Source organism: Pseudoalteromonas sp. D15MCD-2 (genome assembly GCF_038562745.1).
In the GTDB taxonomy this organism is placed as follows: Bacteria; Pseudomonadota; Gammaproteobacteria; order Enterobacterales; family Alteromonadaceae; genus Pseudoalteromonas.
Genome location: NZ_JBCFQE010000001.1, coordinates 681,950 through 697,493, shown reverse-complemented (window position 1 = coordinate 697,493; position 15,544 = coordinate 681,950). Strand labels below are relative to the sequence as shown.

Sequence of the window (15,544 nt, the reverse complement as noted above, 5' to 3'; positions counted from 1 at the left end):
CTCGTTTCTCGTAATTATTTCAGACATTAAAAAAGCGCGAACATGTCGCGCTTTTATTAGCATCCCTTACGGGCGATACACTTTTACGTTGCTAAAGCCTTCTTCGTGCAAGATCAGCGCTTGTAGCTGGCTCATCACACCTTTAGCACAATATAAGTAATATTCTTTATCTTTTGGTAAGTCACCAAATTTAGTCGCTAAGCGGAAGAAAGGTAAATGCACAACTTCAATACCTTCAAGCTCTAGTGGGTTTGCATCTTCTTCATCAGGTGAGCGAATATCAACAACAACCGCCCCTTCAGGTAAATCAGATACAGACTCAGCTTCTTTCACTTCTTCTTTTGCTTCGGTGTCGATATCGCGAATATCCATCACACGCGCATTTTCAACAACTGTATTTAGCACGTCGAAGTCAAACTTAGCTTCTTCGGCAAGAATCGTTTTGATTTTAGCTTTAACTGTTGGCTTTTTAGAAATCACACCACAGTATTCAGGCATGCTTTCTGCCATCTCAGCCGTGCCGATTTGACGCGCAATATTGATTATATCTTGCTTGTCGTGTTGGATTAACGGGCGAATGATTAAAGTTTCCGTCACACGGTCAATCACACTCAAATTAGCCAATGTTTGGCTTGATACCTGACCAATACTTTCGCCAGTTACTAGTGCTTGTACACCTAGTTTTTCTGCAACTTGGCTACCGGCACGCATCATCATTCGCTTAAGCACAACACCCATTTGGCTGTTTTCAACGTTCTCTAAGATTTCTGCTACAACAGGTTCAAAATCAACAGTAACAAACTTCACTTTATGAGTAGAGCTGAACTGTTTCCAGATATAATAACTCGCCTGCTTAACACCGATTTCGTGCGCAGCACCACCTAAGTTAAAGAACAAGAAGTGAGTACGTGCACCTTTACGGATCATTTGATAGCTGGCAACACCAGAGTCAAAACCACCCGACATAAGCGACAATACATCTTCTTGTGTTGGCAGCGGGAAGCCCGCCATACCTAAGTGAGTTTGAGTAACAATGTATGCTTTATCATCACGTACTTCTAAGCGAACAGTCACTTCAGGGTGAGATAACTTAACGCGCGCACCTTCAACATGCTGGTTTAAACCACCACCTACGTAGCGCTCTACATCGCTCGATGTGAAATCATGCTTACCAGAACGTTTACAACGCACACAGAAGGTTTTGCCCGCAATCGTATGGCCGATTAGTTCAAGTGCTTTTTGGTAAATATCGTCGATTGAGTCGAAGTCTGTTTCTGTTACTTCAATAAACTGTACGATACCTGGAATGCGTTTTAAGCCATCGATAATATCTAAGCGAACTTGCTCAGATTCTAGCAAGCTAACAACAGAGATATTGTCCCAGTTGTTTCTTACCTGAACTTTTTCGTCAACACGACGCAAAACGATCTTAATGTTATTTTCTAATAACTTGGTAAAACGCTTACGAACAGATTTACTCTTGATCGCGATTTCAGGGTGTAATTTGACGATAAATTTAAGCATAGTTCACTCTTAGACTGTGGATTTCACACGCCCTAAGGTATAGCAACCTCAAGGGCGCGCGATTATAACAAAAATTATAGCGTCTAGGAAATAAACTGCTTTGCGGGATTATTGTTCGCTTTGCTCTGTTTCAGCAAGGGCCAAATACTTGGCTCTTAATTGGTTAACTTGCTCTAGATGTTGCTCGGTGCAATGAGCTTTTAATAGCAGTAATACTTTTAAAATACCGTTATAAATATCAGCTCTGGCAAGTTCACCACTTAAGCGGCGAGCTTTGATGTAAGGCGTCCAAAAGCTTACGGTCATTTTAAGCATATGCGCAAGTTCTGTAACATCTTCGTCTTCAATGCAAATAACACCACCTTCACGTAATGCAAACAGCACATCTTTGACTTGCTCTAAAAGCTCAGCTTGAAACGCAATGTAGCCTTTTTTCAGCTCTTCATCACGAGATAAAATATCGCCTAAGTTGTCGTAGAAAAACTGAAAACGCCACATTAATTCAAACAGTGAATCTAGGTAGCCCGCCAGGTTTTCTAGCGCATCATCGTCTGGAGTCAGTGGCTTAAAGTGAGTGTGTAGATGGTCGCTATACAAAGCAAAAATGTGACGAATAATATCTTCTTTATTTTTAAAGTGATAATACAAGTTACCTGGGCTTATCCCCATATGCGAAGCGATATGGTTGGTTGTTATGGCACGCTCACCGTGGCGATTAAATAATTCGATGCTGGTGTGTATGATTTTGTCCTTTGTGCTCATAGCCTATTTACTCTGTTTTTTTATGATTATTACGGTCCCCAGCCGAGCAGTATAAACAAATGCGCGACAATTAAATACTACCTTGAAAAATATTAACCTCAATCGGCTTAGTACCTTATATAGGTGAAGGTTCCTAATCCGATACGCGTATTTTCTAAGCTGCATAGTCGAGAAAACACTGTTAATATAGCAGGCAAATTTATAAATCGCTGATAGTTATGAACGTTACTGCAATCTATCCGGGCACTTTCGACCCACTTACAAATGGCCATACAGACTTAATTCATCGCGCGGCAAAAATGTTCGATAAAGTAATTGTTGCCATTGCGCATAACCCAAGTAAGCAACCCTGCTTTACTCTTGATGAGCGCGTTGAGCTTGCTAATAAAATTTTGGCGCATCTTGATAATGTGAGTGTAATTGGTTTTTCAGGCTTATTAGCTGATTTAGCTCGGGACCATAAAGCCGAAGTGCTTATTCGTGGTATTCGTGCGGTGTCTGACTTCGACTATGAATTTCAGTTAGCGAATATGAATCGTCGCCTGAATCCAGATCTAGAAAGTGTATTTTTAACACCGGCAGAAAAAAATTCATTTATTTCATCGACTCTCGTCAAAGAAGTCGCACGCCACAATGGCGATGTGAGCGAGTTTGTTGACCCTATTGTAGCTAAAGCCTTACAGGATAAAATTCACGGATGAAATTAAAAAAGTTCATTAGCTTAACTGCATTACTAATGATCTCTGCTCCAAGTGTTGCAGGACCATGGATAGAAAGCGACGACCCGTTACTTCGCGCTTCAATCGAAATGCTATTTAACCAAGGTATTATTAAACAGCCGATTAATAGCTACCCATTAATGTGGCAGGGTATCGCACGCGATCTAGATGTTGCCAATACCAGCCAACTTGATGAGCAAAGCTTATTTGCCTATCAGCATGTAAAACATGCTCTTGATAATGCAAAACAAAAAACCAACTCAGGTATTCGCCTAAACTACAATAGCGAACCACACTCTCAGCAAGGGTTTGGTAAACGCCACCAGCAAGAAAGCGGTATAAATAGTTATGGTTCAATCACAGGAAAGCGTGTTAGCGCTAAAGTGAGTGTAAATTATGCCGATGACGCCCTTGATAAGCAGCATGTTACTTACCAAGATAGCTATTTAGCCGTACTCCTGGGTAATTGGTCACTTAGTGCGGAGCAAGTTAGTCATTGGTGGGGGCCAAGTAACGATAACGCCCTACTACTATCAAATAATGCGGCGCCAATGAAAGGCGTGCGCTTTACCAGAGCAAATACCCAATATGTAGGCCCAAGTTGGTTATCATTTATAGGTAACTGGCAGTTAACGGGTATTTACGCCAAACAAAAGCCATATCTAAATAGCTCAGATGACGGTGACTTTTGGGCGCTCCGATTTGCAAGTACCCCATTAACAGGCCTTGAAATTGCAATTAATAGTGCTGGCTCTGATTATTTAACTAGCCTCGAAATTGATCCTGTTACACTCGAAAGCAGTGAATCAACACACCGTTTAACGAGCTTAGATGTTAAGTACTCAACCACTTTAGCGGCGCAACCTGTGGCATTTTATGCTGAAGTAATGGGTCGAAATGAAAGTGGCTTAGCTCCAAGTGAACCATTTTATACGTTAGGTGTTGAAAGCTATTTTGGCTCGAAAGAGAGCCTACTAAAAAGTTACTTTGAATATTCAAATACAGAGCAAACTTGTGAGCAAATTAGCGATTGCGTATATGGCTCTGGCAGCTATACACAACGCTCGCGCTTAATTGGCAGCTCAACACCACTACAAAGTAAATCGGCTATCCTTGGCGCCTATTACCACACTCTGAATGGTTATGGTGGCCATGCTAAGCTTCGTTGGATTGAAAGCGAAACCACACACGCTGAGCTCGCATCAGAGATGAGTCAGTTGCAGTTAGAACTCGGTTATCAGCAATCTGTGTTTAACGGCCTGTGGAAAGTGACAGGGCTTATTTCAAAGGATGAAATTGGTGATGAGTCAGAAACAAACACAGCACTTAGAACCAGTTGGGAATACCGCTTTTAACTAATTGAGGTTAAGTTGGTTCAGCTTGACCTCGAATTCGCCTATAAAGCTTTACAAGCCCTAAAAAGTCTTTATTACTGAAAAGTGCGATGAGCATCATGATATCCATCAGGTTCACTGTGATACTGTAGACATCCCAAAACCACCAGCTTCCTGTATAGGCGTAGTTAATATCGAAATACATGCCTAAAAACAGTGATGAGTTAACTAAAAGCCCTGTGTATATATAAAGTTTAGCAGGAGCCTGAGTAAGACTTCGCTTTCGAGCAATTAACCACACAATGAGTAGTATTGTTAAATCAGATAGCGCCCAAATAACATAAGCAAAGCTTGAATCTAAGATATCGTAGCCAAGCGCCACATTAAGTAATGGATCGCTCATCATGTAGGAGATAAACAGTGCAAGTGAGATCCACATTACTGTTTTGTCACCATTTGGCGCTGATGATTTCTTTACCATGTTATAAAGAAACGACATCAAGAAACCCCACATGATAAATGCTGCGAGGTATACTCCAAAATTGTCTTGGATTAGTTTAAGCATGAAGTAAGTCTTAAAATTCAGATACTCTTAAAATACGGCGAGTTTCATTAAGCGTTAGTAAGGTGCTCTGATTTATCTAAAAATGACGGTCTAATTTTATATTTCATATAACTGCAAAATTTATGAAATAGTAAAAAGTCGCGATTTGTAATCAATGCAATGAGCATCATTATATCAATGGTATTTACTCCAAACGAATAGATACTCCAGAGTGCCCAAGGTGTTCTGTTTTCGGTAACTACAATATCTATAAATATGCAAATCATCAAAATTGCGTTTAAAAACAATCCCAAGACTATGTAGTAGATCGCATTAAAAGCGCCTATTTTTGCATAGTAAGTCCACGCTAAAATTGTTGTTATGGTTAGCAGGTCGAAATAAAACCAGTTTAGATAGCTATAGATAGATAAGTTAAAAATACCACTTAGAAAGTATGAAATCATCATTATAAACGCCAAGATAACCAAGCGTTTATCAGGTTTATTAATGTGGGTCACTAAACTAAAAAGAAAAACCATCAAGAACCCCCATTCAATGAAGGATCCTATCAAACTTCCAACAACATCACTTATATACATGGCTTTTAATATTAAGCTAACTTATGGTTATTTGCAGAAGACAATACAAGGCTTTTTAGTTTGTTCAATAGTAGGAAGTCACGATCAACAATTAGAGCAATGATCATTGTAAAATCAACAATATTAACCCCAATCGAATATACATCCCATAAAATCCAATGAGTTGTGTTCTGGTAGACTTCAACGTCTACATAAACAGAAAGGAACAAGATTGTATTGATTATCAAGCCAGCAATGAGATAAATAAATGAAGGTGTAGTGCGTCTTACAAAATAGAAAGAAATAGCCAAAAATGTAAGTGTTGCTAGATCATACAGTGCCCAATCTAGAAAAGTGGTAGCGGTGTAAGTTATCCAATTAAAAAAGTAATCTCCAGCTAAGTAGGAGAACATCATTATGAATGAGCTTATGAGCAACGTGGTTTTTCTTTTATTTTCATCTATACAATAAACAAAAATATTAAAAAAAAATGCCATTAAAAATCCCCATGCACTCATTGCAGATAGGGAAAAAAAACCTAGTTGCTCAATAAAAGACATTCAGTACCTATTGCTCTTTCTTACTAGGCGGGAGCATTGCACCACCACCACGTTGGATTTCAGCCCCGCCGGATAAAGCCAAGGCTTCACTCGATAAAGTTACTGTATCAGATTGCAGGGTTTTATTACTAGTAGTTTGTTCCAAAGCAGGCTTTGTTTGTTGCATTTGGCTGTAAGCTTGCATTTGCAATTGGCTATTGTTTGAAACTTGCATAAGTTAATTCCTTTAAGTTAATTGTTTTTTCAGTACAGCTTACAATAGCTTGCAAGCTGAGTTAAGCGTTCTCATTTTTTTGACGCTTTTTTATACTTCATCGCGACGTTGCCACCGCGCGGATAATAAAAGCAATTAACGATCCAACTTTTATATATTTTGATCTTTTTGATCATAAAAGTCAGTAAATCTAAATTTCAGGCATAAAAAAACGCACAGGGGTAACCGTGCGTTTTTCTCATCCAGGGAATTTAAGCCACGTGTTTACACGGGATCACCGCGCTATTACTTGGCTTTAAAATATATTCCATTGCCACTTCATCGCAGTTCTCTTTGCGAAGGCAAAGCTCACAATCTTTGATCACTTTTTCTGGCAAACTGTCTTTGCTACAAAAGCTGAAACCTTGGCTTGCAAAAAACTCTGGCACTCTTGTCAGGACAATTACCCGACTAAGCGCCAAGCTTTTGGCTTTTTTTAGCAAATGTTCAACAAGTTGACGCCCCTGCCCGGCAATTCGTGATTCGGGGTCTACCCCGAGCGAGCGAATTTCAGCAAGGCCAGTGTCGTAAATATACAGCGAAGCACAGCCAGCAACTTGGTTTTCAACTTCTGTGACAGCAAACTCATTAATTGAGTGAATCATGTCGCTCTTAGCGCGTGGTAGGTTTTCACCTACCGTAGCCCAATGCTGAATAAGCTTAGCGATGGACTCAACATCATTTAAGGTTGCGTCACGTACCGCTATTTGCTGTTTTTTTTTGCGTATTTGATGGCACTTGTTACTTGCTCAAGAGAGGTGCCACCCTGTGCTTGCCTAGCTTTAATACAGGCGTCTATTTCTAATACAGGATATACATCTGATTCGAAAATGCTATGCACAGACTTAAATTGCTCTAAACTTAAATCTTCTAAGTTATTCCCTTGTGCAATAGCCATTTGCACAAGCGTACCAACAATGTGGTGACCTTCTCTAAATGGAATACCTTTAGCCACTAAATAGTCAGCAAGTTCAGTCGCATTTGAGTGGCCGCCTTTTGCAGCAGCTAATGTTTTATCTGCATTAACTTTAATACCTTTGATACACGCTTGCGCCATATGAATACATGCCAGCCAAGTTGGCATAGCATCAAATAAGCCTTCTTTGTCCTCTTGCATATCTTTATTGTAAGCAAGTGGTAGCGCTTTAAGTGTCATCATCATGGCACTGAATGCGCCAAAAACGCGGCCAGTTTTACCACGAATTAATTCTAGAGCATCCGGGTTTTTCTTTTGCGGCATTAGTGAAGAGCCTGATGTTACCCCATCAGAAAGCTCAATAAAGCCCGCTTCACCCGAGTTATAAAAAATTAAATCTTCGGCCATGCGTGATAAGTGGATCATCGAAATCGATGCACAGCTTAATAGCTCAACCACAAAATCACGATCTGATACAGCATCAAGGCTATTGCGTGTAGCACCGGTAAAGCCTAACCCTTCGGCAAGAGTTTGCCTATCAATTGGGTATGCAGTCCCGGCTAATGCACCGCTACCAAGTGGGCAATAATTCATACGGTTCTTAGCGTCGGTTAAACGGCTTTCATCACGCTCAAGCATTTCAACATAGGCCATACACCAATGACTAAATAGCACAGGTTGTGCTCGCTGTAAGTGTGTGTAACCCGGTAAAATAGTACCTAGTTCACGCTCAGCTAAGGCAATAAACTCACCTTTAAGCTCTGCGATTGCTTCAAGAATATGCTCAGCAGTATCACGACACCATAATCGGAAATCTGTTGCTACTTGGTCATTACGACTACGACCGGTGTGTAACTTTTTAGCAAGGTCACCCACTTTATCAATCAATGCTGATTCAACATAAGAATGAATATCTTCATGCCCTGCTACAGCTACTGCTTGTGGGTTCGCTTTAACTTCATCTAACAGCTTATTAAGTGCTGCAACTAGGTCATCGTATTCTTGCTGGTTTAAAACGTTTACTTGTTTTAACGCCCCAGCCCAAGCAACTGAACCAATAATGTCTTGCTCTGCAAGTTGATAATCAAAAGGAAGTGAATCGTTGAATTGTTTAAACGCTTCATCTGGACCCGTAGAAAAACGTCCGCCCCATAGTGCCATTGAACTGTCTCCAAATTCGGCTATTGCCCTGCTAGTGCAGGGCAATAATTAAATTACTTTTTCGTTAGTGCTGAGATTCTGCTAGATAGCGAGAATAAACGAATGAAGCCTTCTGCATGTGATTGGTCATATACATCATCTTCGCCGAAGGTTGCGAAATCTTCGCTGTATAAGCTATTCGGTGATTTTTTCTGTACCGCAGTGACTTGGCCTTTATAAAGCTTAAGCACTACTTCACCCGTTGCTAACTTAGACAGTGATTCAGCACCAGCTAGAATCGAGTCTTTTAACGGCGTAAACCAACGACCGTCATAGACTAAGTGAGAGAACTCGCCACCAAGTACTTCTTTCCATTTTCGGCTTGATTTATCTAGCACTAGCTCGTCAATCGCTTGAAGAGCAGCCATAATCACAGTGCCCCCTGGTGTTTCATAACAGCCACGCGACTTCATACCCACTAAACGGTTTTCTACGATATCAACACGACCTACACCATGCGGCGCAGCAATGTCATTTAATTTAACTAGGCAGTCATATGGTTTAAGTGATTCACCATTTACAGCAACCACTTCACCTTCAACAACGTTTAATGTTACATATTCTGCTTCATTGGGTGCTTGCTCTGGCGAGTTAGTCCATGTCCATACTTGATCACTTGGTTGGCACCATGGATCTTCAAGCTCACCACCTTCGTGAGAAATGTGCCAAGCATTAGCATCACGGCTATAAATTTTTGTTGCTGACGCAGAACACGGAATATTACGCTCAGCTAAGTAATCAAGTAATGACTCACGGCTTGATAAGTCCCACTCACGCCAAGGGGCAATCACTTTTAGATCAGGTGCAAGGGCTGCGAAACATGACTCAAAACGCACCTGATCGTTACCTTTACCAGTACAACCATGCGAAAGCGCATCGGCACCTACTTTACGGGCAATTTCAACCTGCGCTTTAGCAATGATTGGACGCGCCATAGATGTACCTAGTAAATAAGTGCCTTCGTAAATAGAACCCGTTTTTAAAGTTGGGTAAATATAGTCACTGACCATTTCGTCTTTTAAGTCAACGATATGACATTCCGACGCACCTGAAGCAATGGCTTTTTCTTCAACGCCTTCAAGCTCTTCTGCGCCTTGGCCAACATCAGCAACAAACGCGATTACTTCACAGCCGTAGTTTTCTTTTAACCATGGCACGATTGCCGATGTATCAAGACCACCAGAATAGGCTAATACGACTTTTTTAATTGAACTCATTGGTGTTCCTTAAACAAAATTTGGATTTAATAATGTGACAAGTAGAGCATTTTGCGCGTGCATACGATTCTCTGCTTGTTGAATAATTTTTGATGCTGGGCCATCCATTACCTCAGAGGTAATTTCAAACTCACGATGCGCTGGCTGACAATGCAGTACCGTTTGCGCACCGGTTTTCTCTAGTAGGGCTTGGTTAAGCTGATATGGCATATATTTAGCTTTAACCTGCTCAAGCGGTGTTTTATCACCCATTGAAACCCAGGTATCAGCATAGACTGCATTTGCGCCAACTGCCGCCTCAATTCTGTCACTCACCATAACAGACGCACCATTCATTGCTGCAATTTGCTCTGCTTGCTTAAGAATTTGCGAATCTGGCGAACTGCCTTTAGGACAAACTGCAACAAAATCAGTACCTAAAGTGGCAGCTAATAGCATTAGAGAGTGTGTGACGTTGTTACCTTCACCTAAGTAAGCAAGCTTTAGTTTGCTAACATCACCATGGACTTCTTGCAGCGTTAAAAAGTCAGCAAGCGCTTGGCACGGGTGATATAAGTCACATAAGCTATTAACAACAGGCACCGATGAATATTCAGCAAGCGTGGTCAGTGTTTTGTGTGCATTCACGCGAGCAACAATGCCATCTGCCCAAGTTGAGATATTAAGAGCAAAGTCTTTAACTGATTCACGAGCGCCCATAGCACCATTTTGTGAATCTAAATAAACTGCGTGACCACCCAGTTTATTAATACCAATATCAAATGATAAACGAGTACGTAAGCTTGGCTTTTCAAACAATGTAACCACTGATTTGCCCGCTAATGCTTGGCTGAAGTCTGTTGGGTTTGCTTTAATTTTTTGCGCTAAGTTTAGTAATTTAAGTGCGCCCTTTTGGTCTAATTCAAGACCATTTAAGAAATTCTTTAACATGAAATACCTATGGTGTAATTTTCGTTCCTACATGTTCGCCTTTTAATAAAGCGACTAAGTTCTCTGGCTTCAGCCAGCTTGAGATATACACACCACGTCGTAAATGTTGGGCAGCAAGAAGGCTGGTCTTTACTTTGACCTCCATCCCGCCCTGAATGACTCCTTCAAGGATAAGTGTTTCGATTTGCTGCGTATTAAGTTGATGTAGAGGCTGCTTATTGGCATCAAGCACAGCTTCTACGTCTGTCATAAAAATAAGTTCTGCATTAAGCTCTTTAGCGATAGCCGCTGCAGCTTCATCTGCATTGACGTTGTACCATTGGCCATCTTCTCCAAAGCCAATAGAGCTCACTAGGGGTAAACGACCTTGTTCAAGCATGCTAGGTAGCACGCTGTCACAACTACCTGAGCACTGACCTACTTGCGCCAATACTTTAAGTTTTTCAGATACCAGTACACCCGCTTCATAAAGGCTTAAACCCACAGGTTTGTGGCCAGCGCTGATTGCTTGGCTCATCAATTGTTTATTGGCACAACCGGCAAGAGCACCAACAATATATGGCATTTGCTCATTTGGGCTAATACGTAAGCCTTGATGTTTTGCAGTTACAAAGCCGGCGTCTTTAAGCCAAGCATCAACCAAGGCTCCACCACCATGAACAATCACAAAGTTATCTTGTTGCTCAGAGGCTAAAACATCAAAAAGCGCTTTTGCGGCATCTGCGCTATTTAACACAGCACCACCGACTTTAATGATCCAAGTTTTCATTACAGCGCTCCTACTAAGCCAGTATGGTGAGGTTCACCCATGGCTAAATTAATGCACTGTAATGCTTGCCCAGCTGCACCTTTTAGAAGGTTATCAATCGCTGACATAACGATGAGTTGCTCACCTTTTTGTTGCCATGCAATATCAACAAATGGTTGCTTAGCCACGCCTTTAATGCTTGGAATTTTATTGCCAAGTAAACGAATTAACGGCTCGTTAGCTAATACTTGATAAGCCGCATTCACTTGCTCTGCAGTTACGCCTGGTTTTAATTGCACATAAATAGTTTCTAAAATTCCACGGGGGAAGTTACCCAAATGTGGCGTGAATAGCACAGGGTGACCAAGGTGCTGCTCAATCTCAGGTGTGTGTCTGTGGTTAAACAAGCCATAAGGAGCAAGTGACACTTCGCAAAAGTGCGTGTTAACACTGGCTTTTCTGCCAGCGCCTGTAACACCTGACACCGCATTAACAATAATGGCTTGATCAGCTAATAGCCCTGCTTCTTTAAGTGGTTTTAAAGAATTAAGTGCTGCTGTAGGGTAACAACCCGCTACAGCTACAAGGTTCGCTTTACTAATCGCATCGCTATTCCACTCTGCTAAACCATACGCTGCTTGCTCTAAAAGATCTGGGTGTTCATGTGCGAAACCGTAATAAGTCAGGTAATCCTCATTCCCAGCTAAACGGAAACCACCAGATAGGTCGAATACTTTTTTACCCATGGCTAAAAATTGCGGCGCAAGATCAACACTGACCTTGTGATCTGTACACAGGCATACATAGTCAGCATTGCTTTCGATATCTTTGTACGCTTCAGAAGTTAGAGGTTGTAGTGGGTACTCTAACAATCCAAGGTGCTCAGGGTATAAATCGCTTAATAATTTACCTTTATCTAAACTCCCTTCAGACACATAACATGCTTGTAGGGTCAGTTTTGGGTGCTTAGCAACTAAACTTGCTAGCTCTGCGCCGCTATAACCACTTGCGCCAATAATCACTACATTCATTGCTTACTTTTACCTATTAAATCTATTTATCGATACGCCTAAAATTACTCGCTCAATTGCGAATAAAAACACTGTCTAAAGTAATGAAATCAGGTTATCGTCGTTTCGTGTTCATCGTACAGCTTTACTAATATTTATGCTTAAAAAGTGAATTGATATTCATCATAAATACTTTTATATTGTTATGCAATTAGATTGAATAATTATTTTTGGATTTTTTTATGTCGCTACCCTCTTTTATATCTATGTATCAGCAGCTGATTGCTGCCCCTTCAATTAGTGCGATTGAAGATTCTTTGTGCATGAGCAATAAAGGGGTTATTACCTTGCTCGCAGACTGGTGTGAAAGCCTGGGTTTTACATGTGAAATCACAGAGCTTGAAAACGGTAAAGGCCGTTACAACTTATTAGCGAAACGCGGTGAAGGAGATGGCGGTTTAATGCTTGCAGGTCATACTGATACTGTGCCATTTGATGATAGCCGCTGGAACTACGATCCGTTTAAACTCAGCGAGCATGACAATAAACTTTATGGTTTAGGTAGTATTGATATGAAGGGCTTTTTTGCCTTTGTATTGCAAGCAATTAGTGAGCTTGATGCTACGAAGCAAACAGAGCCACTTTTAATTTTAGCCACAGCCGATGAAGAAACCACAATGGCGGGTGCACAACAAATTTGCCGCCACCCAGACTTAAAACCAGCGCGCTGCATCATTGGTGAGCCAACTGATATGACACCGGTATTTACTCATAAAGGTCATATGAGTACAGCCATTCGAGTAATTGGTCGCTCAGGCCATAGCTCTGATCCTGAACGTGGTTTAAACGCCATCGAAGTCATGCATAAAATGATTACAAAGTTGTTAATCATCAAAGAAGAGTTAAAGAATAAATATTCAGTTGAGCACTTTGAAATTCCGTACCCTACTTTAAACCTTGGCCATATCCATGGTGGCGATAATGCCAACCGCATTTGTGGTTGTTGTGAAATGCACATTGATATGCGGCCTTTACCTGGTTTAAGTGTGCAAGAACTACAAGCGATTTTGCTAACAGCTGCAGAAGAAATTAATGCCCAATACCCAAATGCAGTGAGCGTTATCGACATGCATGAACCTATCCCAGCATTTAGTGGTAGCACTGATACAGCACTTGTAAAGCTGGCCGAAAAAGTCTCAGGTCAACCTGCTGTCGCTGTAAACTATTGTACAGAAGCCCCTTTTATTCAACAGCTTGGCTGCGAAACCATCGTCATGGGGCCCGGCTCAATTAACCAAGCCCACCAGCCAGATGAGTTTTTGGCGATGGAAAAAATAAAACCTTCGCAAGCGATTATCAGTGACATGATTAAAGCAAGTTGCTTTAGTGAATAACCACGCTCCCTTTTCTAATCCATGTACTTACTCAAGTACTTTTTAAATACCGGATCAGTTTTCGCCAGCTCTTTTTGCTCCGCTAAAATATCTTTTAGAATTGCTTTAGAGGTTAACGGGTTGGCTAATACAACACGAAATACCACGGTAGGTTGATGGTCATATTTTGCAGGAGTTAAACGAGTACGCGATACAAAAGAACGACCCGCTTCACGCTGACGTTTTTGCATGCTTGCAGTAAAGCGATTCAACGAAGCGTAAATATCTAATTTCGTTTCTTCGTCAGCATCTTTAAGCTTCGCTTGGATTTCTTTTGGTACGTAACGATAGGTTAATAAGCAAAGCTCAGGCTCTGAGATTAACTCAAAGTCTTCATCCTGCTTGATCATGTCGGCAAAAGTGCGTGCTTTCACGATACTGCGATCAATTAGCATCTCGTAGCCTTTACGGCCAATAACACGTAAGCAAGCATGCACTAACATTGCCATACCAGGGCGGCTGCCCTCAAGGGTATGACTGCCTAAATCTTTTGAGCCTTTACGAAGAATATATTCCGCATGATGCTCAATAGCATCCGTCGCAGCTGGGTCTTTAAATAACACCAGACCAGCCCCCATTGGTACATACATTTGTTTGTGTGCATCAATGGTTATTGAATCAGCGCGTTCGATACCGCTCAATAGATGGCGGTAATTTGAAGATAATAAGGTTGAACCACCCCATGCAGCATCGACATGAAAATGACAGCCAAGTTCTTCGCTCAAATCAGCCATTTCATTTAGTGGATCTATGCTGCCTGTTTCAGTCGTCCCAGCAACACCCACGAGTGCCATTACCTTAATGCCAGAGGCTTCAAGCTCATGAGCCTTTTTACGCATCGCATCAACATCGACTTTATTATTTTCGCCGGTTGCAATTGCGACAATGTTATCGCGACCAATACCCAGTAAATCAACGGTTTTGCCTAATGAGTAATGACCTCGCTCAGAAACAAGCACAGCTAAGCCTTTATAGCCATAATGCAGCATTCCAGCGATTAACCCCTGTGCAGCAATACCTTTATAGTCACCATCCGCTTTTAATAAACGGTTGCGGGCAATCCATAGTGCAGTAATGTTAGCAACAGTGCCACCTGAACAAAATGCGCCTAATGACGTTTTCGCACTGTGCATCCATTTACTATAAAAGCTGTCGTCTTCTCCATATGCAAGGTGATGCATCATGCCCAAAACTTGTCTTTCAAGAGGCGTAAATGCCTTTGAAGTTTCAATTTTTACTAGGTTTTGGTTAAGACCGACCATTAACTTAGACAGCGGTAACACAAAATGCGGTAATGCTGAGGTCATATGGCCAATAAAGCTCGGCGCAGCGGTATGAACAGAATGAGCAACTAACTGCTCCATAATGTCTTGAGCATAGTCAGATACAAAGGTCGGCTCTTCTGGAATAGTAGCCGTTTGAAAGTCTTTTTCAATTTCGTGCAAAGGCTTTTCGATAGCAGCTATGTTCTCATTTAAGAACCCAGCTAAGTTGCTAGAAATTTCAGATTCGATTTTACTTAATGTCGAGTCTGGTGCTTCTGGCACCGTAAAAATACGAATCAAGCTTTCTTTAGAGGCGACGGCACAACGCTTTTGATCCATCCTAATACCCATAATTAGCAGCTAAAAATGCACCCGATGATGGGACATCTAAGTAAGCACTTTTGCGGCACTGTTTCTACGAAATTGGCTAACTTTACTGGAATATCACGAAAATGTCTCGCATAAAGCAAAAAAGCGCTAATTTCGATGACAAAAAAGTGATCAGTTAATGAAATTTGCAGTCATTTTATACTATCAGATACGCTTTTTTT

At 41.3% G+C, this 15,544-nt stretch carries 13 protein-coding genes and 1 pseudogene; 3 read left to right on the top strand and 11 right to left on the bottom strand.

Annotated elements, in window-relative coordinates:
- Positions 1-66: 66 nt before the first annotated feature.
- Entirely contained in the window at positions 67-1,524 is a 1,458-nt protein-coding gene (gene thiI / locus AADY36_RS03185; protein WP_054560932.1) for a tRNA uracil 4-sulfurtransferase ThiI, read from the bottom strand.
- Positions 1,525-1,632: 108 nt separating this feature from the next.
- Entirely contained in the window at positions 1,633-2,286 is a 654-nt protein-coding gene (locus tag AADY36_RS03180) for a TetR/AcrR family transcriptional regulator (RefSeq protein ID WP_054560933.1), read from the bottom strand.
- 218 nt (positions 2,287-2,504) lie between these two features.
- Between AADY36_RS03180 and coaD the strand changes: the two genes are divergently transcribed.
- Together coaD and AADY36_RS03170 are read left to right on the top strand one after the other, a co-directional pair.
- Positions 2,505-2,987, top strand: a complete 483-nt coding sequence (coaD, locus tag AADY36_RS03175; RefSeq protein WP_054551099.1) for a pantetheine-phosphate adenylyltransferase — start codon at positions 2,505-2,507, stop codon at positions 2,985-2,987.
- Entirely contained in the window at positions 2,984-4,360 is a 1,377-nt protein-coding gene (locus AADY36_RS03170) for a capsule assembly Wzi family protein (protein WP_342408484.1), read from the top strand. The genes coaD and AADY36_RS03170 overlap by 4 nt, the downstream gene beginning before the upstream one ends.
- Before the next feature lie 10 nt (positions 4,361-4,370).
- Here AADY36_RS03170 and AADY36_RS03165 read toward each other — a convergent pair whose 3' ends face one another.
- The 8 genes and pseudogenes from AADY36_RS03165 to argC all read right to left on the bottom strand — a co-directional run bounded on the left by AADY36_RS03165 (position 4,371) and on the right by argC (position 12,316).
- Positions 4,371-4,904 carry a hypothetical protein gene (locus AADY36_RS03165; RefSeq protein WP_342408483.1) on the bottom strand — a complete coding sequence of 178 codons (534 nt, stop codon included), beginning with the start codon at positions 4,902-4,904 and terminating at the stop codon, positions 4,371-4,373.
- Positions 4,905-5,493: 589 nt separating this feature from the next.
- Positions 5,494-6,021, bottom strand: coding sequence for a hypothetical protein (locus tag AADY36_RS03160; protein ID WP_055021559.1), 528 nt, complete (start codon positions 6,019-6,021; stop codon positions 5,494-5,496).
- A gap of 7 nt (positions 6,022-6,028) precedes the next feature.
- Positions 6,029-6,235, bottom strand: a complete 207-nt coding sequence (locus tag AADY36_RS03155) for a hypothetical protein (protein ID WP_055021560.1) — start codon at positions 6,233-6,235, stop codon at positions 6,029-6,031.
- 251 nt (positions 6,236-6,486) lie between these two features.
- Positions 6,487-8,351, bottom strand: a pseudogene (argH, locus tag AADY36_RS03150) (argininosuccinate lyase).
- 53 nt (positions 8,352-8,404) lie between these two features.
- Positions 8,405-9,607 carry an argininosuccinate synthase gene (locus AADY36_RS03145; protein WP_054551091.1) on the bottom strand — a complete coding sequence of 401 codons (1,203 nt, stop codon included), beginning with the start codon at positions 9,605-9,607 and terminating at the stop codon, positions 8,405-8,407.
- 9 nt (positions 9,608-9,616) lie between these two features.
- Positions 9,617-10,537 carry an ornithine carbamoyltransferase gene (locus AADY36_RS03140; protein WP_054560941.1) on the bottom strand — a complete coding sequence of 307 codons (921 nt, stop codon included), beginning with the start codon at positions 10,535-10,537 and terminating at the stop codon, positions 9,617-9,619.
- 7 nt (positions 10,538-10,544) lie between these two features.
- On the bottom strand, positions 10,545-11,306 hold the full coding sequence (gene argB, locus AADY36_RS03135; RefSeq protein ID WP_054560942.1) for an acetylglutamate kinase: 762 nt from the start codon (positions 11,304-11,306) through the stop codon (positions 10,545-10,547).
- Positions 11,306-12,316 (bottom strand): N-acetyl-gamma-glutamyl-phosphate reductase, encoded by a 1,011-nt coding sequence (gene argC / locus AADY36_RS03130; protein ID WP_342408482.1) that lies wholly within the window; start codon positions 12,314-12,316, stop codon positions 11,306-11,308. The genes argB and argC overlap by 1 nt, the downstream gene beginning before the upstream one ends.
- A gap of 221 nt (positions 12,317-12,537) precedes the next feature.
- On the opposite strand from argC, the gene argE reads away from it, so the two are divergent.
- Entirely contained in the window at positions 12,538-13,689 is a 1,152-nt protein-coding gene (gene argE, locus AADY36_RS03125; RefSeq protein WP_342408481.1) for an acetylornithine deacetylase, read from the top strand.
- Between the two features lie 14 nt (positions 13,690-13,703).
- Here argE and panP read toward each other — a convergent pair whose 3' ends face one another.
- Positions 13,704-15,332 (bottom strand): pyridoxal-dependent aspartate 1-decarboxylase PanP, encoded by a 1,629-nt coding sequence (panP, locus tag AADY36_RS03120; protein WP_054560945.1) that lies wholly within the window; start codon positions 15,330-15,332, stop codon positions 13,704-13,706.
- Positions 15,333-15,544 lie beyond the last annotated feature (212 nt).

Coding starts and splice junctions, on each gene's coding strand:
- thiI (WP_054560932.1), bottom strand. CDS start 1,524: ATGCTTAAATTTATCGTCAAATTACACCCTGAAATCGCGATCAAGAGT.
- AADY36_RS03180 (WP_054560933.1), bottom strand. CDS start 2,286: ATGAGCACAAAGGACAAAATCATACACACCAGCATCGAATTATTTAAT.
- coaD (WP_054551099.1), top strand. CDS start 2,505: ATGAACGTTACTGCAATCTATCCGGGCACTTTCGACCCACTTACAAAT.
- AADY36_RS03170 (WP_342408484.1), top strand. CDS start 2,984: ATGAAATTAAAAAAGTTCATTAGCTTAACTGCATTACTAATGATCTCT.
- AADY36_RS03165 (WP_342408483.1), bottom strand. CDS start 4,904: ATGCTTAAACTAATCCAAGACAATTTTGGAGTATACCTCGCAGCATTT.
- AADY36_RS03160 (WP_055021559.1), bottom strand. CDS start 6,021: ATGTCTTTTATTGAGCAACTAGGTTTTTTTTCCCTATCTGCAATGAGT.
- AADY36_RS03155 (WP_055021560.1), bottom strand. CDS start 6,235: ATGCAAGTTTCAAACAATAGCCAATTGCAAATGCAAGCTTACAGCCAA.
- AADY36_RS03145 (WP_054551091.1), bottom strand. CDS start 9,607: ATGAGTTCAATTAAAAAAGTCGTATTAGCCTATTCTGGTGGTCTTGAT.
- AADY36_RS03140 (WP_054560941.1), bottom strand. CDS start 10,537: ATGTTAAAGAATTTCTTAAATGGTCTTGAATTAGACCAAAAGGGCGCA.
- argB (WP_054560942.1), bottom strand. CDS start 11,306: ATGAAAACTTGGATCATTAAAGTCGGTGGTGCTGTGTTAAATAGCGCA.
- argC (WP_342408482.1), bottom strand. CDS start 12,316: ATGAATGTAGTGATTATTGGCGCAAGTGGTTATAGCGGCGCAGAGCTA.
- argE (WP_342408481.1), top strand. CDS start 12,538: ATGTCGCTACCCTCTTTTATATCTATGTATCAGCAGCTGATTGCTGCC.
- panP (WP_054560945.1), bottom strand. CDS start 15,332: ATGGATCAAAAGCGTTGTGCCGTCGCCTCTAAAGAAAGCTTGATTCGT.